Source organism: Thioalkalivibrio sp. ALJ3 (assembly GCF_000377205.1).
Lineage (GTDB): Bacteria > Pseudomonadota > Gammaproteobacteria > Ectothiorhodospirales > Ectothiorhodospiraceae > Thioalkalivibrio.
In genome coordinates this window covers 179040-199864 of record NZ_KB897907.1, presented here as the reverse complement: position 1 = coordinate 199864, position 20825 = coordinate 179040, and the positions used below count along the sequence as shown (strand labels likewise).

Annotated in this window: 22 protein-coding genes; 14 read left to right on the top strand and 8 right to left on the bottom strand. The window is 65.9% G+C overall.

Annotation, left to right across the window (positions count from 1 at the left end):
- Window positions 1-270: 270 nt before the first annotated feature.
- Window positions 271-960 (bottom strand): PEP-CTERM sorting domain-containing protein, encoded by a 690-nt coding sequence (locus tag C935_RS0107470; protein ID WP_026278712.1) that lies wholly within the window; start codon window positions 958-960, stop codon window positions 271-273.
- Window positions 961-1546: 586 nt separating this feature from the next.
- Between C935_RS0107470 and glyA the strand changes: the two genes are divergently transcribed.
- The 5 genes from glyA to ribBA all read left to right on the top strand — a co-directional run bounded on the left by glyA (window position 1547) and on the right by ribBA (window position 6511).
- Window positions 1547-2806 (top strand): serine hydroxymethyltransferase, encoded by a 1260-nt coding sequence (glyA, locus tag C935_RS0107465; RefSeq protein WP_018861890.1) that lies wholly within the window; start codon window positions 1547-1549, stop codon window positions 2804-2806.
- A 22-nt stretch (window positions 2807-2828) separates the two neighbouring features.
- Window positions 2829-3380: a transcriptional regulator NrdR gene (nrdR, locus tag C935_RS0107460; RefSeq protein WP_018861889.1), complete on the top strand. Its 552-nt coding sequence runs from the start codon at window positions 2829-2831 to the stop codon at window positions 3378-3380.
- The gene (gene ribD / locus C935_RS0107455) at window positions 3380-4555 is read left to right on the top strand and encodes a bifunctional diaminohydroxyphosphoribosylaminopyrimidine deaminase/5-amino-6-(5-phosphoribosylamino)uracil reductase RibD (RefSeq protein WP_018861888.1); all 1176 of its coding nucleotides are present in this window, start codon (window positions 3380-3382) and stop codon (window positions 4553-4555) included. The genes nrdR and ribD overlap by 1 nt, the downstream gene beginning before the upstream one ends.
- Before the next feature lie 138 nt (window positions 4556-4693).
- A complete protein-coding gene (locus C935_RS0107450; protein WP_018861887.1) occupies window positions 4694-5377 on the top strand; it encodes a riboflavin synthase in 684 nt (227 codons plus the stop codon).
- Window positions 5378-5404: 27 nt separating this feature from the next.
- Entirely contained in the window at window positions 5405-6511 is a 1107-nt protein-coding gene (ribBA, locus tag C935_RS0107445) for a bifunctional 3,4-dihydroxy-2-butanone-4-phosphate synthase/GTP cyclohydrolase II (RefSeq protein ID WP_018861886.1), read from the top strand.
- A gap of 45 nt (window positions 6512-6556) precedes the next feature.
- Here ribBA and C935_RS13365 read toward each other — a convergent pair whose 3' ends face one another.
- A complete protein-coding gene (locus tag C935_RS13365; protein WP_012983248.1) occupies window positions 6557-6721 on the bottom strand; it encodes a hypothetical protein in 165 nt (54 codons plus the stop codon).
- 3 nt (window positions 6722-6724) lie between these two features.
- Window positions 6725-7771, bottom strand: a complete 1047-nt coding sequence (locus tag C935_RS0107435; protein WP_018861885.1) for a folate-binding protein YgfZ — start codon at window positions 7769-7771, stop codon at window positions 6725-6727.
- 188 nt (window positions 7772-7959) lie between these two features.
- On the opposite strand from C935_RS0107435, the gene sdhC reads away from it, so the two are divergent.
- The 8 genes from sdhC to C935_RS0107395 all read left to right on the top strand — a co-directional run bounded on the left by sdhC (window position 7960) and on the right by C935_RS0107395 (window position 13323).
- Window positions 7960-8340 carry a succinate dehydrogenase, cytochrome b556 subunit gene (sdhC, locus tag C935_RS0107430; RefSeq protein WP_018861884.1) on the top strand — a complete coding sequence of 127 codons (381 nt, stop codon included), beginning with the start codon at window positions 7960-7962 and terminating at the stop codon, window positions 8338-8340.
- A complete protein-coding gene (gene sdhD / locus C935_RS0107425; protein WP_018861883.1) occupies window positions 8337-8675 on the top strand; it encodes a succinate dehydrogenase, hydrophobic membrane anchor protein in 339 nt (112 codons plus the stop codon). The genes sdhC and sdhD overlap by 4 nt, the downstream gene beginning before the upstream one ends.
- On the top strand, window positions 8672-10447 hold the full coding sequence (sdhA, locus tag C935_RS0107420) for a succinate dehydrogenase flavoprotein subunit (RefSeq protein WP_018861882.1): 1776 nt from the start codon (window positions 8672-8674) through the stop codon (window positions 10445-10447). The genes sdhD and sdhA overlap by 4 nt, the downstream gene beginning before the upstream one ends.
- A 151-nt stretch (window positions 10448-10598) precedes the next feature.
- Window positions 10599-11300 (top strand): succinate dehydrogenase iron-sulfur subunit, encoded by a 702-nt coding sequence (locus tag C935_RS0107415; RefSeq protein WP_018861881.1) that lies wholly within the window; start codon window positions 10599-10601, stop codon window positions 11298-11300.
- Complete coding sequence (locus C935_RS0107410; RefSeq protein ID WP_018175480.1) at window positions 11300-11554, top strand: succinate dehydrogenase assembly factor 2; 255 nt, start codon at window positions 11300-11302, stop codon at window positions 11552-11554. The genes C935_RS0107415 and C935_RS0107410 overlap by 1 nt, the downstream gene beginning before the upstream one ends.
- A complete protein-coding gene (locus C935_RS0107405; protein WP_018861880.1) occupies window positions 11508-12461 on the top strand; it encodes a NifU family protein in 954 nt (317 codons plus the stop codon). The genes C935_RS0107410 and C935_RS0107405 overlap by 47 nt, the downstream gene beginning before the upstream one ends.
- Window positions 12462-12506: 45 nt before the next feature.
- Window positions 12507-12920: an ATP-binding protein gene (locus tag C935_RS0107400; protein WP_018861879.1), complete on the top strand. Its 414-nt coding sequence runs from the start codon at window positions 12507-12509 to the stop codon at window positions 12918-12920.
- Between the two features lie 67 nt (window positions 12921-12987).
- Window positions 12988-13323, top strand: a complete 336-nt coding sequence (locus C935_RS0107395) for an STAS domain-containing protein (protein ID WP_018861878.1) — start codon at window positions 12988-12990, stop codon at window positions 13321-13323.
- 45 nt (window positions 13324-13368) lie between these two features.
- On the opposite strand, the gene C935_RS0107390 is transcribed toward C935_RS0107395, so the two are convergent.
- Both C935_RS0107390 and C935_RS0107385 read right to left on the bottom strand, forming a co-directional pair.
- Window positions 13369-13572 (bottom strand): hypothetical protein, encoded by a 204-nt coding sequence (locus tag C935_RS0107390; protein WP_018861877.1) that lies wholly within the window; start codon window positions 13570-13572, stop codon window positions 13369-13371.
- 44 nt (window positions 13573-13616) lie between these two features.
- On the bottom strand, window positions 13617-13841 hold the full coding sequence (locus C935_RS0107385; protein ID WP_018138473.1) for a hypothetical protein: 225 nt from the start codon (window positions 13839-13841) through the stop codon (window positions 13617-13619).
- A gap of 292 nt (window positions 13842-14133) precedes the next feature.
- On the opposite strand from C935_RS0107385, the gene C935_RS0107380 reads away from it, so the two are divergent.
- Window positions 14134-17460 (top strand): bifunctional diguanylate cyclase/phosphodiesterase, encoded by a 3327-nt coding sequence (locus tag C935_RS0107380; protein ID WP_018861876.1) that lies wholly within the window; start codon window positions 14134-14136, stop codon window positions 17458-17460.
- Here C935_RS0107380 and C935_RS0107375 read toward each other — a convergent pair.
- From C935_RS0107375 to C935_RS0107365, 3 genes are all read right to left on the bottom strand, one after another.
- The gene (locus tag C935_RS0107375; RefSeq protein ID WP_018861875.1) at window positions 17457-17834 is read right to left on the bottom strand and encodes a winged helix-turn-helix domain-containing protein; all 378 of its coding nucleotides are present in this window, start codon (window positions 17832-17834) and stop codon (window positions 17457-17459) included. The genes C935_RS0107380 and C935_RS0107375 overlap by 4 nt on opposite strands.
- Window positions 17835-18000: 166 nt before the next feature.
- Window positions 18001-19959 (bottom strand): acetate--CoA ligase, encoded by a 1959-nt coding sequence (acs, locus tag C935_RS0107370; protein ID WP_018861874.1) that lies wholly within the window; start codon window positions 19957-19959, stop codon window positions 18001-18003.
- A 91-nt stretch (window positions 19960-20050) separates the two neighbouring features.
- On the bottom strand, window positions 20051-20788 hold the full coding sequence (locus C935_RS0107365; RefSeq protein WP_081616586.1) for a 3'-5' exonuclease: 738 nt from the start codon (window positions 20786-20788) through the stop codon (window positions 20051-20053).
- Window positions 20789-20825 lie beyond the last annotated feature (37 nt).

Here is a 20825-nt window from a genome sequence, read left to right as displayed (position 1 = left end):
CGGCTGTGGCCGACATCGCCCGAAAGTGCCATCACTCACCGAGAGGTAATTAAGCATGGTCCATGCCAATTTGGGGGTGTTGCGGTGATTGGGTTCTCAAAACAACGGGTTGTAGCGAATGGTGCGGAGGGACCAGCGGACGATCAGGGTTCAGGTGTAAAAAATCCCGACATGGCCGGCGGCGGCCGGGCACATGCATCGCTGGCCAGAAGACTTGAACGCGAAGATGGCGCCACGTGGCGCCATCTTCGTGTTGTGCAGTGGGGATGCTCAGGCCGCAATCGAGCCCTTGTGCGCTTTGCGCCGGAAGACGATACCCAGCAAGCCCAGCCCCAGGCCCAGCAGCAGCAGGGTACGGGGTTCGGGGACCGGTACGCCCGGACGGTAGTAAATACTCACATGCGAGATATCCCTGTCATTCCCCGCGCCCGGCAGCGGGAAGGGCGGACTGGTGAACGGCGTGGCGTAGGAGCCGCTGAAGCCGGTCATCAGGAAGCCGGTCAGGTTGGTGCTGCCGCCGTCCTTGAACAGGAATAGCAGGTCGCCGTAGACGAAGCTCGGATCGAGCGTCCAGGTCCCGCTCTGCGCGTGGCCGTTCAGAGTGACCAGGTTGAGGGTCGGGTCCGCCGGATCGAATTCCAGGGGATCGCCATTGCTGTCCGGCGGGTCTTCCCAGCGTCCATCGTATTGCCAGTTGCTGATGCCGAAGAAGCCCGTGCCACCGGCCGTGTTGACGATCCAGTTGGAGGGGTCGCCCCCTACGGGGTCATTCACATTCCCGCCCAGCGGAGAAAGAATCTGGCAGCCGATGTTGGTGGTCACGCGATTCTGTACGCCCCCGTCCAGGTTGGCGCAGTCGAGCAACGGGTCAATTACGGCAGACTGCGCGGCGCCGGAAAATCCCAGGCCCAGCAAGAAGACCGCACTCGCGAAATAGGGTGTCAATCGTGTTGGTTTCATTTTGTTGGCCTCCCCGGGGGTATTGCCTCCGGGAAAATGCGCGGTTCCGGACAGTCCGGTCCTCCTGCATATGAATTCGAAGCAGAAACGGTGCCATGTTGGATGGTGCGGAAAATCGGTTTGGAAAAACATACGCATAGCCGTATATTCCAGATGCTGTCGCGAATCAGTCGCAGTGGATGCGTAAAGAAATACGACACTGTTGTTACTGTGGTTGAATCAATGTAGCCATTGCAGGCGAAGGGAGTGCACCTGGAGTCGGGTTGGCCGCTTTCGAGTCCGGGTTGGTGTAAAGAAACTGGACAAGGGGGGCGCGAGCAGGGTGTCCCATGTCGCGAACGCGGTGATGACGGCGGCATTAGCGAATGAGATCGTCGGGTGTATCGTTCTGAAAAAATTGCAATAAAGTCGTTCAGGTACGGCATGTCGGTCCGCCGCCGGCAGGTCGACGCCGCAGCGCCGGCCTGAAAAAAAGACCCGCATCCCCTATCATTACGCGTCTTTGTTTCCCCCTTCCCTGGCCTGCGCCGGTGAGTCGGCGCGCCGGGAAACCGAATCCACGAAAGTAATGAAACGGGAGATCCGAATGTTTTCGATCGACATGAGCATCCACGGCTACGACGATGAACTCTGGGGCGCGATCAGCAAGGAGGCGCAGCGCCAGGAAGAGCACATCGAGCTGATCGCCTCCGAGAACTACACCAGCCCGCGCGTGATGGAGGCCCAGGGCTCCGTGCTGACCAACAAGTACGCCGAGGGCTATCCGGGCAAGCGCTACTACGGTGGCTGCGAGTACGTGGATATCGTTGAACAGCTTGCGATCGATCGCCTCAAGGAGCTCTACGGTGCCGACTACGCGAACGTGCAGCCGCATTCCGGCTCGCAGGCGAACGCAGCCGTGTACATGGCCCTGCTGCAGCCGCATGACACCGTGCTCGGCATGAGCCTGGACGCCGGCGGTCACCTGACCCACGGTGCCAAGCCGAACTTCTCCGGCAAGATCTACAACGCGGTGCAGTACGGCATCACCGACGAGGGCCTGATCGACTACGACGAGGTCCAGAGCCTGGCCACCGAGCACCAGCCGAAGATGATTGTCGCCGGCTTTTCCGCCTACTCGCGCGTGGTCGACTGGAAGCGCTTCCGCGAGATCGCCGATTCCGTGGGCGCCTACCTGATGGTGGACATGGCCCACGTTTCCGGCCTGATCGCCGCCGGCGAATATCCGAACCCGATCGACCACGCCCACGTGGTCACCTCGACCACGCACAAGTCCCTGCGCGGGCCGCGTGGCGGCTTCATCATCACCAAGGGTCAGCCGGAGCTGAACAAGAAGTTCCAGTCGCTGATCTTCCCGGGGACCCAGGGCGGCCCGCTGATGCACGTGATCGCCGGCAAGGCGGTGGCGTTCAAGGAGGCCCTGGAGCCGGAATTCAAGACCTACCAGAAGCAGGTGATCGCCAACGCCCGCGCGATGGCCGAGGTCCTGGTCGAGCGCGGCTACGACATCGTCTCCGGCGGCACTGACAACCACCTGTTCCTGCTGAGCCTGGTGTCCAAGGGCATGACCGGCAAGGCCGCGGACGCCGCGCTGGGTCGCGCCAACATCACGGTCAACAAGAACGCGGTGCCGAACGACCCGCAGTCCCCGTTCGTGACCTCCGGCATCCGCATCGGCACCGCCGCGCTGACCACCCGTGGCTTCACCGAGGCCGAGTCGCGCGAGCTGGCCGGCTGGATCGCCGACGTGCTGGACGACCACGAGAACGAGCAGGTGATCGACGCGACCCGCGACAAGGTCGTCGAGATCTGCCGCCGCTTCCCGGTCTATGGCGCCCCCGAATAACGCGGCGTAGCGGCGGCCTGCCATGCGCTGCCCGGCCTGTGGCGCCCACGACACCCGTGTGGTGGACTCGCGGGTGGCCGGCCCGGAGCAGGAACAGATCCGGCGCCGGCGCGAGTGCCGCGAATGCCGGGCGCGGTTCACCACCTTCGAACGGGCGGAGTTCAGCCTGCCGCGGGTGGTCAAGCGCTCCGGCGAGCGCGTCGCCTTCGACGAGGACAAGCTGCGCAGCGGTCTGCGCCGGGCGCTGCACAAGCGCCCGGTGAAGACCGAGGATGTCGAGCGCGTGATCGACGACATCAAGCGCCAGCTCGCCTCCCTGGCGGCCCCCGAGGTCAAGTCCGACCGTATTGGCGAGATGGTCCTGGCGGCCTTGCATGCCCTGGACCATGTGGCCTATATCCGTTTTGCCTCCATCTATCTGAGCTTTGCCAGCGTGCAATCCTTCCGCGAGGCCATCGAACGGCTCGAGGATGACCTGACGCCGGAGATGCGCCGTTCACAGCTGCGCCTGATCGATGAAGGACTCTCCGACACGGATACCGCCGCGTCGGGGGATTCGCAGGAGGACGACTGATGGCACAGCCGGGACACGAGCAGGCGGTGGACGATCGACTCCACATGGCGCGGGCGCTGGAGCTGGCCGATCTGGGCCGCTTCAGTGCCGATCCCAATCCTCGGGTGGGCTGTGTGCTGGTACGCGATGACGAGGTCGTCGGAGAGGGGCTGCACTGGCGTGCCGGCGAGCCGCACGCCGAGGTGAACGCCCTGCGCGCGGCCGGCGACGACGCGCGCGGGGCCACCGTCTACGTGACGCTCGAGCCGTGCAGTCATTACGGCCGCACCCCACCCTGCACCGAGGCGCTGATCCAGGCCGGAGTGGCCCGGGTCGTGATCGCGATGCAGGATCCGAATCCGCAGGTTTGTGGCGGCGGCATGGAGGCCCTGCGCGCGGCCGGGATCGAGGTCGAAACCGGGGTGCTCGAGGCCGAGGCGCGGGCGCTGAACCCGGGCTTTGTCCAGCGCATGGAGCAGGGACGCCCCTGGGTCCGGATCAAGCTCGCGGCGAGCCTGGACGGGCGCACGGCGATGGCCTCGGGCGAGTCGCGCTGGATTACCGGCGAGGCGGCGCGTCGCGACGTACAGCTGTGGCGGGCGCGCGCCGGGGCGATCCTGACCGGCAGCGGTACCGTGGTGGCCGACGACCCGCGCCTGACCGTGCGCATGAAACCGCACCAGCTGGCCGCCCAGGCCGGCTTCCCCGATGACCCGCACTACTCGGATCTGCCGACCCGCCAGCCGCTCAGGGTGATCCTGGATGCCCGTCTGCGCACGCCCCCCGGCGCCCAGATCCTGAAGAGCGGCCCTGTGTGGGTCCTGACCGGGCCGGATGCCGCGCGCTCGCCGGCGGCCGATACCTTGCGCGGGCACGGCGCGGACGTGCGTCCGATCGCATTGGCCAGCGACTCGCCCGAGGGCGGGCTGGATCTCGGCGAGGTGCTGGCGGAACTGGCGCGGGCCGAGGTCAACGAGCTGCATGTGGAGTCCGGCCCGGGCCTCGCCGGGGCCTTGGCCCGCGGGGGCTGGGTGGACGAGTGGCTGTTGTACCAGGCGCCGTTGCTGCTGGGCTCGAGTGCCCGCCCGCTTGTGGAGTGGCCGCTGGCGCGCATGGACGAGCGCGCGGAGCTGGAGATCCTCGAAAGCCGCTGGGTCGGCGACAGCCTGCGCCTGCGGGCCCGCCCGCGCTCCTGATGGTCCGATCGTCCTGTGCCTTGTCGGGTGCTAAATCCATACGTCCTCCATCGTGTGGTGCGAACGCCTTCGCGTTTCCCTAAGATGGGCGGCTCGCGGCACCCTCTCCCGGGGCGGCCTGCAACTGAAACAAGGCCCATGTTCACCGGAATCATCGAGACCCTCGGCAGCCTGGATCGCCTGACGCCTAGTGGCGGCGACGTACGCCTGTACGTGGATGCCCCCGGAATGGACCTGTCGGACACGCGCCTGGGCGATTCCATCGCGGTGAACGGCGTGTGCCTAACCGTGACCGACCTGACAGCCGCGGGCTTCGCCGCCGATGTCTCGCGCGAGTCCCTGAACGTGACCACGCTGGGCGGGCTGGAGCCCGGCGACCGGGTTAACCTGGAGCGGGCGCTGGCCCTGGGCGACCGCCTCGGCGGCCACATGGTCTCGGGCCACGTCGATGGCGTGGGCGAGGTGGTCGCGATGGAGCCGGACGCGCGCTCGACCCGCGTGCGCTTTCGTGCCCCCGCCGCGCTGGCGCGCTACATCGCGGCGAAGGGCTCGATCACCATCGACGGCACCAGCCTGACCGTGAATCAGGTCGACGGGGCCGAGTTCGAGGTCAACATCATCCCCCACACCTGGTCGCTGACCCGCTTCTCTGTGTACGCCGTGGGTACGCCGGTGAACCTGGAGGTCGACCTGATCGCCCGCTACCTGGAACGGTTGATGCTGGGCGAACGCGCGGCGGAGCCGGGCACGGACGCCGGCGATCTGTCCGAGGCCTGGCTGGCCGAACAGGGCTTCCCCAATCATCCCGGGCCGCGCGACTGAGCGCACGGCCCCCGACCGAAGGCACGCATGGAATTTTCCAATACCGAAACCATCCTCGAGGAACTGCAGGCCGGCCGCATGGTGGTCATCGTCGACGACGAGGACCGCGAGAACGAGGGCGATCTGCTGATGCTCGCCTCGCATGTGCGCCCCGAGGACATCAACTTCATGGCCAAGTATGGCCGCGGGCTGATCTGCCTGACGCTGACCCGCGAGCGCTGCAAGCAGCTCGCGCTTCCGCTGATGGTGACCGACACCAACGATGTGCACGGCACCAACTTCACGCTGTCCATCGAGGCCGCCGAGGGCGTGACTACGGGTATTTCTGCCTATGACCGCGCGCACACGATTCGCACGGCCGTGGCGCCAAACGCGCAGCCGGGCGACATCGTCCAGCCGGGGCATGTGTTCCCGCTGATGGCGCAGCCGGGCGGGGTGATCGTGCGCGCCGGCCATACCGAGGCCGGCTGCGACCTTGCGCGCCTGGCCGGGGCCGAGCCGGCCGCGGTGATCGTGGAGATCCTCAACGAGGACGGCACCATGGCGCGGCGCCCGGACCTCGAGCGCTTCTGTGCCGAACACGACCTGAAGATGGGTACGATCGAGGATCTGATCCGCTACCGCATCGAGAACGAGAAGACCGTTCAGCGGGTCTCGGAGCGCCCGTTCCCGACCGCGCATGGTGAATTCCGCCTGCTGTCATTCCAGGACGAGGTCGACCACCAGCTGCACTTTGCGCTGGTGCGCGGGGAGCCGAATCCGGAGCAGGACACCCTGGTGCGCGTGCACCTGGAAAACACACTGCATGACACCCTGGGCTATGCCGGCCCGGATCGTGGCTGGCCGCTGGACGATGCCCTGCGCCGCATCGACGAGGCCGGCGAGGGGGTTGTGGTGGTGCTGCGCAAGCACGAGAGCGCCGAGGCCCTGGCGCAGCGGCTGGAACAGCTCGGGCAGCCTCAGCAGGAGGAGCGCGGAGGGCGCGAGAATTCGGCCGAGTGGCGCATGTACGGCATCGGTGCGCAGATTCTGGCCGACTGCGGTGTGGGCCGCATGCAGCTGATGTCAGCGCCCAAGCGCTTCCATGGCCTGGGCGGTTTCGGGCTCGAGGTCGTCGACTACATTCACGAATAGCCCGGGCTACGAATAGCGCAGGGAGCTCTGCGTGATGCGTCCGCGCTATATCACCCCGTCCAGGCGCAGGTAGCCGATCAGGAACAGCACGGCGAGGACCCCGGCCAGCACGTATAGCCAGTTGGACAGCGTGGGGTTGTTGGGGCGGCTGAAGAAGGCCGCCCACAGCGCCAGCAGGATCAGGACGAAAAAGAAGAACAGGAATCGCATGGATCAGGCTCCTTCCGGTACCGCGTAGGGCAGGTCGACGACCTCCGCCGGCGGACCGTCCGGTGACCCCCAGCGCAGTTCGCCTTGGGCAGCCGCGACCTGCAACACCGCCAGGGCCGAGTAGAGGCCGTCCGGGTGCAGCTCCGCGGCCACGATCTCGCCATCCGACTGCTCCGGCTTGCCGTCGGCGCGAAACACCGGCGAGCCCGGCTGCGGCGGCTCCGCGGCATGGATCGCCAGGCGGAACATGCGTCGCTTCAGCTTGCCGAGGTAGTGCATGCGGGCCACTACCTCCTGTCCCGGGTAGCAGCCTTTCTCGAAGTTGATCGCCCCCAGCGCGTGCAGGTTCAGCATCTGCGGCACGAACATCTCGCTGGTCGCCTCGACCACGGTCGGCATCCCGGCAAGGATGTCGAGCAATGCCCACTCGCGCGGCCCCACCGGGCCCGAGCGCACGTTCAGTTTGTCCCAGGCGTTGCGCATCGGCTCGAACTCGCCGAACAACTCGAAGCGCGGGTGCACCCCGGGTACGCGCACGATGGTCACACCGTCTTTTTCCACCACGTCGTCCACGTTCGCGGGACAGGCCCCCAGGGCGTTTTGCAATTCGGATTCCGCGTCGGGGCCGGAAAGCCCGAAGTGGATGCGCGAGTCGTCGGCGCGTTCGACTACCACATGGGCCCGCAGCACGAACATCCGCAGCCGCTTGGCGATCGTCTCCAGGCGGTCGGCCGGCATCTCCAGCAGGTAGCTGTCCGCGGTGCGCAGCACCCGAAACACCGCGTAGGCGCGCCCCTTCGGGCTGGAATAGCTGGAGATCTGGCTGTGGCTGGCATCGACCTGGGTGATGTCGTTGCCGAACTGGCCCTGCAGGAAGTCGGTCGCATCCTCGCCGCGGACCTCCAGCAGGCCCCGGTGGGACAGGTCGCAGATCACCTCGCCATTGATGGCCATGCGGCGTTCGCGCTCGGGGTTGCCGTAGTGCAGGAGGTCGTCGTCCTCGAACTCGGCCCCGGCGTCGATCAGGTGATTCTTCCAGTCTTCGCGCATCGAAAACTCTCCCGTGGCAGCGCGTCGTGTGTCCGTTCGGCTTGTGGCCTTGGGGACCCACGGCGGCGGATTGAGGTGGTAAGCTCAACACAGGTCGGGCGACCGGCTGAACCAAGCGGGTCGATAGTAGACGAACCTCTTGCAGGGTGTCAGCCCGACATTTTTTATCATCCGGTTTTGGGGGTGGCATGAGTTCTCCGGCACGGCCCGTTTTCCTGGATCTGCGCAAGATCCGCCTACCGCTGAATGCCGTGGTTTCCATCCTGCACCGTATTACCGGGATTCTCCTGATTCTCGCCATCCCCGTGCTGTTGTGGCTATTGGATCGCTCGCTGTCGAGCCCGGAGGGCTTTGCCCAGGTGGCCGCGATCATCCAGCATCCGGTTGGGCTGGCGCTGCTGCTGATCGGCCTGTGGTGGCTGCTGCATCACCTGTTCGCCGGGATTCGCTTTCTGCTGATGGAATTTGGTGTGGGCGAGGACCGGGCGGGCTCGCTGCGCACCGCACGTGATGCCCTGTACGCCGCGATCTTCGCCACATTCGCCGTTTGGCTGGGGTTGATCCTGTGAGGCTGCTGTCGGGGCAGGGGGCCTGGCTGCTGCAGCGCATCACGGCTGTCTATGTCGGGCTGTTCGTGATCGTGACCCTGGGCTATTTCCTGATCGCCCCGCCGGCGGATCACGCGGCCTGGGTGGCGGTGGTCGGGCACCCGGCTGTGGCGCTGGGCAGTTCGCTGTTTGTCGTGCTGCTGTTGTTGCATGCGTGGATCGGGCTGCGTGATGTCGTGCTCGATTACGCGAAGCCACTGGCACTGCGCCTGACCGTGCTGACCCTTGGCGCGGGTGCGCTCATCTTTCTGGGCCTGTGGGCCCTCTACCTCCTGATTCGAACGGGGCTTGCATGAACCTGACCCGGCGCAAATTCGACGCGCTGATTATCGGTGCCGGCGGCGCGGGCCTGCGTGCTGCGCTGCAGTTGTCCAATGGCGATGCCAAGGTCGCGGTGGTCTCCAAGGTGTTTCCCACGCGCTCACACACGGTGGCCGCGCAGGGCGGAGTGAATGCCGCGCTGGCCAACGTGCTGCCGGACTCCTGGCACTGGCACATGTTCGACACCGTGAAAGGCTCGGACTATCTGGGCGATCAGGACGCGATCGAGTACATGTGTCGCGCCGCATCCAAGGTGGTATACGAACTGGATCACTTCGGCGTGCCGTTCTCGCGCCTGGACAACGGCAATATCTATCAGCGTGCCTTCGGCGGGCAGAGCCAGAACTTTGGCCAGACTCAGGCGGCGCGCACCTGTGCGGCGGCCGATCGGACCGGGCACGCAATCCTGCATTCGCTGTACCAGCAGAACCTGCGCGCACGCACGCACTTTTTCGACGAGTACTTCGCGGTGGACCTGCTACGTGACGAACAGGGCTTCGTGCTCGGTGTGCTGGCCTTCGAGATCCTGACCGGCGAGCCGATCGTGATCGAGGCCAAGACCACGCTGATCGCCACCGGCGGGGCGGGGCAGTTGTTCCGCACCACCACCAACGCCCTGATCAATACCGGGGACGGCATGGCGATGGCCCTGCGAGCCGGGGTGCCGCTGGAGGACATGGAGTTCGTGCAGTTCCACCCGACCGGGATCGCCGGGCGCGGGATGCTGATTACCGAGGGTGCGCGCGGCGAGGGCGGGTTCCTGGTCAACGCCGATGGCGAGCGCTTCATGGAGCGCTATGCCCCGCGGGCGAAGGACCTGGCCTCGCGCGACGTGGTCAGCCGCTCCATTGCCACCGAGGTGCGCGAAGGCCGTGGCTGCGGACGCAACCGCGATCACGTATTGCTGGATCTGCGCCACCTTGGCGCAGACGCGATTCACCACCGGTTGCCGGGCATTCGCGAGGCGAGCATGACCTTTCTCGGCATCGACCCGATCGAAGCCCCGATCCCGGTGTTTCCCACCTGTCACTACAGCATGGGCGGTATCCCGACCAACTGCCTCGGGCAGGTGGTCGCGCCGGTCAAGGATACGCCGGAAGATCCAGTCCCCGGACTGTACGCGGCCGGCGAGGCGGCCTGTGTATCGGTGCATGGGGCCAACCGCCTCGGCGGCAATTCGCTTCTGGATATCCTCGTGTTCGGGCGCGCGGCCGCCAATCACATTCTTGAGTACCTTTCCGAGAACCGGTATCACCGGCCGCTGGATGAGGGCGCGGTGGAACGGGCAATGGCACGGCTCACACGCTGGGACCGCAAGGACCCGGGCGATGGTACGGCGGAACGCATCGAGCCGCTCCGGCGGGAGCTGCGCAAGGTAATGGAGGACCACTGCTCGGTGTTCCGCACCGACGAGGTGATGCGCGAGGGGGTGGAGAAGGTACGTGCCCTGCGCGAACGCCTGAACCACGCGGTGATTGCCGACCACTCGGCCACCTTTAACACCGCGCGGGTCGAGGCAATGGAGCTGGAGAACCTGATGGACTGCGCGCTCGCGACCATCCGTTCCGCGCTGGGGCGCGAGGAGAGCCGCGGGGCGCATTCGCGCATCGACTTCCCCGAGCGTGATGACCAGCACTGGCTCAAGCACAGCCTGTACTCGCTGGTGGACGACAGCCTGGACTACAAGCCGGTGCGTACCCAGCCGAACACCGTGGCCTCGTTCCCGCCGAAGGAGCGGGTCTATTGATCATCGACCGGTGCCGAAATACGGGGCCGTAGGATGCGTTTCGCGGGGCTCAACGCGCCCTGCGCACCCTGGGCTGTGCGAGGCAGGATGCGGCGATTCAGGGGCCCGGATTGAAATAGGCAACCTGTAGCAACGCTGACAGGAGAGACCATTGGAATTCTCGATCTACCGCTTCAACCCGGAGACGGACACGCTGCCGAAGATGCAGCGCTTCACCCTGCCCGACGACCAGGTCGAGCCAGGGATGATGCTGCTGGATGCCCTGCTGCTACTGAAGGAGCAGGACGATTCCCTGGGTTTTCGCCGCTCTTGCCAGCACGGGGTCTGTGGTTCCGACGGCATGAACATCAACGGCATGAACGGCCTGGCCTGCATCACGCCGCTGGCGGACCTGGAGGCGCCGGTCACGCTGCGCCCGTTCCCGGGGATGCCGGTGATCCGCGACCTGATCGTGGACATGGGCAACTTCTGGGAGCAGTACCGAAGAGCCGAGCCCTGGCTGATCAACGACAGCCCTGAGCCCGAGGTCGAACGCAAGCAGAGTCCGGACGATCGTGAAGAACTGGACGGACTGTACGAGTGCATCCTGTGCGGCTGTTGTTCCGCCGCCTGCCCGTCGTACTGGTGGAACCCGGACAAGTTCCTCGGCCCGGCCGCACTGCTGCAGGCCGCGCGCTTTATCCAGGACAGCCGCGACGAGGCCACCGATCACCGCCTGGCACAGCTGGACGATGCCTGGAAGCTTTACCGCTGCCACACCATCATGAACTGCACCCAGGTCTGCCCGAAGGGGCTGAACCCCAGCCGGGCGATCGGCGATATTCGCCGCACCATGCTGAAGAAATCGCTTTGATGGAACCCGACAGCCGTACCCGCTGGCGCTGCCGCCGCGGCATGCTGGAGAACGACTGGCTGCTCGGGCAGTTTCTCGCGCAGGGATATGCGCAACTGGACCAGGAGGGTCGCGATGCCTTCGAGCGCCTGCTCGACTACCCCGACAATGTGCTGCTGGATGTGGTCATGGGTCGCCAGACCACGGTGGATGACGGAATAGCCCGGCTTGTCCCGGCGATCCGCGCCGCCGCTGCGGCTGAGACTGCACCCTGACTCCGTTCTGCCACGGCTGACGCTAGCCGGGCAGATCCTGCTGGTCCTCGCCGTCTCCGGGTTTGTGCTGGTCTACAGCCCCTTGTGGATGCTGCTGCCGGTCTGGGGCCTGGCGGCGGTTGGCTGGTGGTGGCAGCGCCGTGCTGTGGCACCGGGCTGGGTCTGGCTGGGACAGACGCCGGAGGGGGATACCTGGGTGGCGACACTCGAGGGTCTGCGCCAGGAGCAGGTGACGTGGGTCGAATTGTTGCCCGACAGCCGGGTGCTGGCCGGGATGGTCCTGCTGGTGCTGCGCGAGCGGGACGGCGGCCGATTGATGCGGCTCTGGCTGCATGCCGCGCGCATGGATCGCGATGATCTGCGGCGGATGCGGGTCCGCCTGCGCTGGCCGCCGGTCGCGCCACCGGAATCCGGTTGGCGCGTGCGGCTTCGGGCCGGTCGGGAACGGGCCGTTGCTATACTGGCGCGAATGCGATCACGCGGAGGACCGACGATGGCGGGACCCGACAAGGCTCAGGTGATGGTGGATGTCTCCCACCTGCTGAACGACGACCCGGATCATGTGTACAGCGAGGACGAGCTGGACGCGATCGAGGAGCTCGATCCGGAACTGGCACTGCGCCTGGATCGGGCACAGACCTTCGCCGAGCGCGAGGCCGCCGATGTCCCGGCGGACGGGCCGATCGACGAGGACGCGGTGCGCGCGGCTGTCGAGGAGGCGCGTCGCATCCTGATGCAGGACGGCGGCGATATCGAGTTCGTGGAGCTCGACGGGCGCACTGTGCGTGTGCGGCTCAAGGGGGCCTGCGTGGGGTGTCCGCGTTCGACGCTGGACCTGAAGAACGTGGTCGAGCGCCTGGTGCGCTCGCGCGCGCCGGGCGTGGCAAGCGTCGCGAACACCTTTTGATTCGACGGGGCGGTCCGTGCGTCGGTCGCCATCAGGGAGTGCATGATGCAGCGGGCTTTCCGGATCCGGACTGAATTGCGGGAGATCCCGCACCTGGCCGAGCAGGTGGAAGCGTTCTGCGAGGAGGCGGGGATTTCGATGTCCTCGGTCTACCCGATCAATCTGGTGCTGGACGAGTGGCTGACCAATCTGATCACCTATGCCTTCGATGATGAGGCGGAGCACACGATCGAGGTGAATCTGTGCAAGGCGGACGACGGACTGACGATCACGGTCACCGACGATGGCCAGGCCTTCAATCCGCTGACCGATGCCCCCGAGGCCCAGCTCGACGGTGATATCGAGTCGCGTCAGGTCGGCGGGCTGGGGATCCACTTCATGAAGACGCTGATGGACGAGATCGACTATCACTCCGCCGATGGCGTCAATCGCCTGACCCTGCGCAAGCAGCCGGTCTGATCCGATTGCCGCTGGGCGAGTGGCGGGACGAGAGATCCACTCAACACAACACAGGCAAAGCGAACCGATGCAAGTCAACGAAGAGACGATCGACGGCGTGCTGGTCGTCAGTCCGGCCGGTCGCCTGGACAGCAATACGTCGCCGGAATTCGAGGCCCATCTGTTCCAGCGGATGGAGGAACACCCTTCGCTGGTGATTCGGTTCGGTGATGTCGACTACATCTCCAGCGCGGGGCTGCGGGTGATGCTGATGACCGCGAAGAAGATCAAGCAGAACGGGGGGCGACTGGTGTTGTGCGAGATCGGGGATCCGATACGCGAGGTGTTCGAGATCAGCGGTTTCCTGACCATCCTCGAGGTGTGCGATGACCCCCGCGGGGCGGTGGAGCGCGTCAACGCTTGACGGAAACACCCGGCCCGGGGACGGGCCGGGTCGTATATCGCGTGGTTAGTCCGCCGGAGGCATGTACTCGTGCCGTATGTGATCGGGCTGCGTGGGCAACTGGATCCCGGCCTCTTCCAGGGCCTCGGTCAGTTCTTCGCATTCGTCCAGTTCATCGGCGCGCTTTTTCAGCGTGGCCAGGGTATCGGAGGCCTCCGCCTCCGGCATTGTGATCACCAGTTCGCCGTTTTCGGCTTTTTCCAGGTGCATGGTGTCCTCCTTGCGGGTTCCGTGTACGTGCGAGAGGGCTCGGATCAGTCCTCGATCGATGGCTGCTTGGGCGCGTGCTCGTCGAAGGCATGCGGCGGCTGGCGGAATTCGTTCCCCAGCTCGTAGACGCCCTGCTGCAGTACGGAGCCGAGCGCGCGCGCCCCGTTGCTGATCTCGCCCTCAAGCTCGGTGATGTTCTCCGCGATGCTCTCGGCGGTCTTCTTGTCGATCTTCAGGGTCAGGGTCCCGTCCTTCAGTGTGGCCTCCATGTCGTGCTCCTTGTCGTCTGGTGGGTGACTGGTGGCCCGATCGGCCCGTCGGGCTGGCGGGAAGCAATTGATCTGCCTCAAACCGCGTGCCTCGCGAATCCAGCATACTGCTGCGGCTGCGCGGCTCCTGTGTGTGGAGACAGCCCCTTGCTGAACAGGGTTCCACTGGATTCCGCGGAATCCACCGCAGGTGGCCTGTTGCGTGCCGCCTGCCTCAACCTTTTCGTGTTTGGGACGCAGTGTCCAGTGGGCGTCTTCCGCGCATTGTCACCCGAAATCGGGGAGTAATACGTTGCAAGAAACGACCGAGCGATCGCGTGCGCCTGAGTGGATTGCCGGGACCTTTTTTTTCGTTGGCCTGCTCTGGGTCACCCTGTCCGATGTTGCCGTCGCCTGGTGGCTGGGCGCCGGGGTTGGCGATGCCTTGACGCTGGCCAATCTCGGCAAGGGGCTGGGCTTTATCACGGTATCGGCTCTGGCCTTGTATGTCGCGATGCGCTGGAGTGCAGTCGGACAGGTGGCGGGAACCGTCCGGTCATCCCGGGCCCCTTCCATCACGCAGCGCTTTGGCGCGGGTGGCTGGAGCGTTCTTGCCCTGGCGGTTGTTCTGTCGACGGCGGGCATGGCGTTTGGCACCTGGCAGATTCAGGCGACCTCCGCGGTGGACCAAGCCCGCGACGATCTTCGGCGTTCGGCCTTTCTGAAGGGAGGGCTCCTGGACCGATGGCTGGCCGAGCGTGAAGGTGACGCGATGGTGCTCGCCGAGGCTCGGGACTTCTCGGTATTTGCGCGAACCGCTACCCAGATGCATTCGACGCTGGCCCTGGAGCAGGTACGGCATCGCCTGGAGCTGATGCAGGAGCGCTATGACTACGATGCCATTGCCCTGATCGACCGTGACTGGACGCCGCTCGTGGAAGTGGGGCGCAATGTGGTGGATGACGTAGCCGTGGAGGAAGCGGTCACGGAGGCCCTGGCCAGCGGCACGGTGAGCGTGCCCCGCCTGCATGCGAATACCGATGGTGCGGCCCGGATCAGCTGGGCCGTACCCGTGCAGGATCGTGTGGACCCCGAGGGGCCGGCGGTGGCGGTCGTCGTACTGTCTTCCGGGATCGATACGCTGTACCCGTTGCTGGCAATCAGTGAAGGACCGCATGCGGCCTCGGTGGACCCTCATGTGGTGGTGCGGGACGACACCCGCTGGGCCACGATTGCACGCATTAACGCAAGGGGTGGACACATTATCGAGCCGCCCCAGGCCTTCGCCCGGCTGCGCGGGCAGATCCTTGATCAGGAACGGACGGGTGTTCGCGTAGCATCCTTCGACGACACCCGGGGCGGCTTTCTCGCTGGCGTGCAGCCGCTGGCGGTACCGGGCTGGGACCTGATCCTGAAACGTGATCTTGCACCGCTGTCCATAGCGCCCCGCCAGCAGGCGGTCTGGATGGGTGCGGCCACCTTGTTTGTCTGGTTGATCATGCTCGCAGTCGGGGCACTGCTGTGGCGTCAGCAGTGGTTGCACCACCACCTGGAACTGATGCGCTCGCATGCCGAGCAGGACCGGCTGTTGAGGGTGTTCTTCGATATGCCGTTCGTCGGTATGGCGATCTCGCGCCCGGGTGGCGAAGGCTGGGAGCGGGTCAACCCGCTGCTGGCACAGATGCTCGGCTACGCCCCCGAAGAGCTCACCCGGATCGAATGGGAAAGGCTGACCGTGCCCGAGGATCGCGGTTGTGCGACAGAGCTGGATGCCGCGATGCGTGCGGGCGAGCGCGAGGGCTACAGCGTTCAGCAGCGACTGTTGCGCCGCGATGGTCGGGTGCTGGTCGCCGATATCGACGTGAAGTGCACACGTACCGCCGATGGCGCCGTCGACCGCGTGGTTGCAATCATCGAGGACATCACCGAACGCCGTGAGCACGACGAACGTCAGCGGCTGGCCTCGGTGGTCTTCGAGAATACCCGAGAGGGTGTGGTGATTACCGACGCCACGGCCCACATCCTGTCGGTCAATCGCGCGTTCACGGAACTGATGGGTTACACCCAGGACGAGGTGGTGGGCCGCACACCCAAGATGTTCCAGTCGGGGCGTCATGATCAGGCGTTCTACGCGCACCTGTATCACCAGCTGGCAACCGAGGGCCACTGGCAGGGCGAGATCTGGAACCGTCGCAAGAGCGGCGAGATCTTCCCCGAGCTGCAAAGCATTACGGCGGTATACGATAGCGAGGGACGCCTGACCCACTATGTCTCGGTATTTGCGGACATATCCCGTATCAAGGCCTCGGAGGCGGAGCTCGACTTTCTCGCGCATCACGATCCCCTGACCGAGCTCCCGAACCGCCGTTTGTTGCGTGCCCGGCTGGCCCAGGCCATTGCGCTGATGCGCCGGCGTCAGGGCCTTCTGGCCGTGCTGATCATCGACGTCGATCGCTTCAAGGACATCAACGATTCCCGGGGCCATGCGGCTGGGGATCGCCTGCTGAAGATTGTCGCCGATCGCCTGCAGGCGGGGCGACGGGGGACCGATACGGTCGCCCGTCTGGCCAGCGACGAGTTTGCCGTGCTGGCGGACAACCTGTCCCACGTGGACGATGCGGCGCTGGTCGCCGAGGACATCCTTCGCGAGGTAGGGCGTCCGGCAGACATCGGCGATGGCGTCGAGATCGAGATCGCCGCGACCATCGGAATCGCCGTGTTCCCGGATCATGGTGCCGACGCGGAGACCCTGCTGCAGGAGGCTGGCACGGCGCTGTCGCGCGCCAAGGAAGACGGACGCGGGAGTTATCGCTACTACTCGGATGCCTTTACCGAGGCGGCCCGCGAGCGTATCGACCTGAATGCCCGGTTGCGGCGTGCGATCGAGCAGGACAGCCTCGAGGTTCACTACCAGCCACAGTATCGCGTCAGCGATGGTGTGCTGATCGGGGCCGAGGCCCTGCTGCGCTGGACTGATCCCGAACTGGGGCCCGTATCGCCCGGACGCTTCATCCCGGTGGCGGAGCAGACTGGCCTGATTGTGGAGCTGGGCGACTGGGTGCTGAGGCGGGTGCTGGCGCAGGGGCAGGCCTGGCGCGATGCCGGCTATCCGGCTGTGCGCCTGGCGGTGAATGTCTCCGCACTTCAGTTTCAGCGGGTGGCGATCGACCAGCAGGTGGCTGATCTGCTGGAGGGGCATGGTTATCCGGCCAAGTATCTGGAGCTGGAGATTACGGAATCGGCACTGATGTTCGACCCCGAGCGCGCCCGGCGTATCCTCCAGCGACTGCGCGAGCGGGGTGTTAGCTTCGCGGTGGACGATTTCGGGACGGGGTATTCGTCCATGGCCCAGCTCAAGCGCTTCCCGGTCGACACGCTGAAGGTCGACAAGAGCTTCGTGGATGGCCTGGCGGCGGGTGCGCACGATGCCGATGACCGCTCGATTGCACGGGCGATCGTGGCGCTGGGACACGGATTGGGTCTGAGCGTGCTGGCCGAGGGGGTGGAGACGCGCGAGCAGCTCGGCGCGCTGCGCGAGCTGGGCTGCGATCACTACCAGGGCTATCTGGCCAGCCGCCCGCTACCCGCCGAGCGCTTTGCCGCGCTGCTGGCCGAAGGGTTGGTGGCGGAAGAGTATTAGTCCGGGCGGGCTGGGTTGGCCAGGAATTCGCTGAAGTCGTCCAGCTCCTCGCGGATGGCTGCCGTCGCGCGGGCTTCCATCTCCCGGTAGCGCGCCAGCACCCGCTCGCCAAATTCCGTTACCTGTGCACCGCCACCACCCGAGCCCCCCTTGGCCGTCTCGACCATGGGCTCGCGGAAGCTCTGGTTCATCGTCTCGACCAGATCCCAGGCGCGCCGATAGGACATGCCTACACTGCGTGCCGCGGCCGAGATGGAGCCCTTCTCGCGAATGGCCTCCAGCAGCATGGCCTTGCCCGGACCCATGGCCGTGACCTCGCCGAGCAGCACGCGCAGGCGCGGGGTTTGCGGGTGATCGGAGTGGTGCGTCGTCATGCGTTGGGTGCCCCGGGTGGAACGGATATGGTGTCCTGTAGGGGGGCGAACTGTAGGAGGCCAGCCCCCTGGCCGATCGGACCTTTCCGGCGCCCGATCGGCCAGGGGGCTGGCCTCCTACAGGAAGGTCGAAGCAGGGCCGGGGCGCCGGGCCCCGGCCCGTGACTCAGGCCTTGCCCTGGAGTTGCGGGATCACGGCCTCGTTCTCGAGCGTCGAGGTGTCCGAGGTGATCTCCTCGCCCTTGGCGATGGAGCGCAGCAGCCGGCGCATAATCTTGCCGGAGCGGGTCTTGGGCAGTCCGTCGGCAAAGCGGATGTCGTCCGGTTTGGCGATCGGGCCGATCTGATCGGCCACCCAGTTGCGCAGATCCTTGATCATGGCGTCGGCCTCGTCGCCGGTCAGGCGGTCGCCCTTCAGGATCACGAAGGCCACGATGGCTTCGCCCTTCACGTCGTGCGGACGCCCGACCACGGCGGCCTCGGCCACCTCGGCATGCGCGACCAGGGCCGACTCGACCTCCATGGTGCCCAGGCGATGGCCGGAGACGTTCAGCACGTCGTCGATGCGGCCCATGATCCAGAAGTTGCCTTCGGAATCGCGACGCGCGGAGTCACCGGCCAGGTAGTACTTGCCGCCGAACTTGGGCCAGTAGGTGTCCTTGTAGCGCTGATCGTCGCCCCACACGGTGCGCAGCATCGAGGGCCACGGCTTCTTGATCACCAGATATCCGCCCTGGTCGGCCGGCAGGCTGTTGCCACCCTCGTCGACGACGTCGGCATCGACGCCGGGCAGTGGTTGCGTGCAGGAGCCCGGGACGAGGGTCGTCGCGCCGGGGATCGGCGCGATCATGTTGGCGCCGGTCTCGGTTTGCCACCAGGTGTCGACCACCGGGCAGCGTTCGCCGCCGATCACGCGGTAGTACCACATCCAGGCCTCGGGGTTGATCGGCTCGCCGACCGTACCCAGTAGGCGCAGCTTCGACAGATCGTACTGGGACGGGAAGTCGTCGCCGGCCTTCATCAGCGCACGGATCGCGGTCGGGGCGGTGTAGAACACCGTCACGCCGTGGTCCTGGCACATCTTCCACCAGCGGCCGGCATCGGGCACGGTCGGCACGCCCTCGTAAACGACCTGGGTGGCGCCGATCGCCAGCGGGCCGTAGGCGACGTAGGTATGGCCGGTGATCCAGCCGACATCGGCGGTGCACCAGTAGACGTCGTCGCCCTGCAGGTCGAACACCCACTGGTTGGTGATGATCGCGCCCAGCAGGTAGCCGGCGCTGGAGTGCTGGATGCCCTTCGGCTTGCCGGTGGACCCGGAGGTATAGAGCAGAAACAGCGGGTGCTCGGACTCGACCCATTCCGGTTCGCAGTCCACCGACTCGCCGTCCACGGCGTCGTCCCACCAGACGTCGCGTTCGTCCTGCATGGTCACGTCGTTGCCGGCGCGCTTGCAGACGATGACCTTCTCGACGTCGGCCGGATTGGAATCCAGTGCCTTGTCGACGTTGGCCTTGAGGGCCACGGTCTTGCCACCGCGTACGCCGCCATCCGCTGTGATGACCAGCTTCGCACCGGAGTCGACGATACGGTCACGCAGGGCATCGGCGGAGAAGCCCCCGAAGACCACGGAGTGGATCGCGCCGATGCGGGCGCAGGCCTGCATGGCGATCACGGCCTCGGCGTTCATCGGCATGTAGATGATCACCCGATCGCCCTTTTCCACATCCATGGACTTGAGCGCATTGGCGAGCCTGCCAACCTCGTTGTAGAGGTCGCGGTAGGTCAGGTTGCGGGTCTCGCCATTTTCCGCCTCGAAGATGATCGCGGTCTTGTTGCCCCGTACTTCGAGATGACGGTCGATGCAGTTGTAGGACACGTTCATGCGCCCGTCGGCAAACCAGCGGTAGTGCGGGGCATTCGAGCTGTCCAGACCTGCGGTGAAATCTTCCTGCCAGTCGATTTTCTCGCGCGCGAGGTCACACCAGAAGCCCTCGTAGTCGGCGTCGGCCTTCTTGTGCAGGGCCTCGAGATCCTCGGGCTTCAGGCGGGCGTTCTTCGTGAACTCTGCCGGCGGCGCAAAGTGACGGGTCTCGTGCAGCGTGGACTCGATGGTGTTGCTCATCAGGGCCTCCGTGATTTCGTTCGGGCGCGTTCACATAAACGCGGGTTTTTGGGGAGTGAGGATAGCATGTCAATCGCCGGCATCCGCCCGCTCAGAGCCATCCGGGCCGGAACAGCACCCGCTCCAGCGGAACCTGTGCGTCCGGGGAAAGTTGGCTGACCAGGGCGGCAAACAGCTCGCCAGCGGCCAGGGCATCGAACAGCGCGTCGTGCGCACGGTACTGGGGGAGGTTGTAGCGTGCCCGCAGGGCGTGAAGCCGCATGCCGTCCAGTGCAATGGGTTGCCCCGCCCGGCGTAGTTGCCGTTCCGCCAGGCGCAGGGTGTCGACTACGGCTAGCTGGGGGCTTACGTCGTACAAGCGCTGGCAGGCCTGCTCCAGGAAACCCAGCTCCAGCGCCGCATGATGGGCCACCAGGATGCGGCCCTGGAGTGCCGCGAACAGTGCGTCCAGGGCAGTGTCCACGGTGACTCCGCCGGCCGTCTCGCGGTCGGTAATGCGGTGGATGACGGCGCTTTGTTCCGGGACCGGGCAGTCCGCGCGCACCAGCCGCTGATCCGCGGTGGCCAGGTCGATGCGCACACCGTCCATCGCGACCCAGCCGATGCTCAGGATGACATCGTGCTCCGGGTCGAGGCCCGTGGTTTCGAGATCCACCGCGAGAAACCGGCATGTCGCAACGGATTGCCGGGCGGAGGGCAGGACAGATTCCAGGCAGCTGCGCAGTGCCCCCGCCGGCGCGCGTTGTGCGGCCCTTTGGCGGCGGCGGCAAAAGCGCCAGTGCCCGATGGGGCGTACCCATGGCGTGTCCTGGGGCAGCGGGCAGGGCATTAGCGGAGTGCCTCGGGGGTGGGCGGCAAGGGGCCGA